The following is an 839-nucleotide window of genomic DNA, read 5'->3' on the forward strand; positions in this document are numbered from 1 at the left end:
CCAACTCAGCAAAACGCATCAAAGCATCAACGGCATCTAAAGTTTCGTTACTAGCTAATTCAGAGTACTGGGATATGCTTTTTCGCACTTCCGACAAGGCATCAATACTGCCGCTAAGCAGAGCGATTTCGCGAATAATATCGATAACCGGCAACTTATGTTCAGCGGCTAGCGTATCAAGCTCGGGAATTGACTTGCGATTCAATGCGCTGAAAATTTGATCTTCTAGTTCTCTCGGGAGCTCAGCTGAAGTCATCAAGCCACGATATATACCAACGTGCGCCAAGTCCACATGAACCTTTGAGACTTCTGCAATAGTCAATGTCTCTAGCATCAAAGACATCACTTCTAAGTCTGCTGCTTCATTGTCAGACCCAAAAAGCTCGCATCCAATTTGCATTGGGCTTCGATTGGTCATCGTATGTTCTGGACGCGTATGCAACACGCTATCGACATAACATAAACGAGAAATGTCATGGTTTTTCAATACGTGCGCATCGATACGAGCGGCTTGCGTAGTAATGTCTGAGCGAATGCCGAGCGTTCTCCCTGACAGTTGATCGGTAACTTTGAATGTTTGCAAATCCAATTTACTGCCAGTACCGGTAAGTAAACTTTCAAGAAACTCTACAAGCGGTGGAGACACTAATTCATATCCATAGCTTGAGTATGTATCTAGCATTTCACGGCGCATTTTCTCAAGAGCCCATGCATCCGGTGGTAACAGCTCGTCAACGCCCTCAGGCAACATCCAACGTTCGGTCAAACTCATAGTATTTCTCGTGTCGATACACACATTAAATTACTGCCTTAACAAAACCACGCCCAGTAGACCTGCG

1 protein-coding gene is annotated in these 839 nt (G+C 45.1%); it reads right to left on the reverse strand.

Annotated elements, in window-relative coordinates; genetic code table 11:
* Positions 1-772, reverse strand: a 772-nt coding sequence (locus A3762_RS21190; RefSeq protein ID WP_197469471.1) for an ATP phosphoribosyltransferase regulatory subunit, incomplete at its 3' end; no start/stop codon positions are given.
* Positions 773-839: the final 67 nt, after the last annotated feature.

The sequence above is a fragment of the Oleiphilus sp. HI0125 genome (assembly GCF_001635355.1).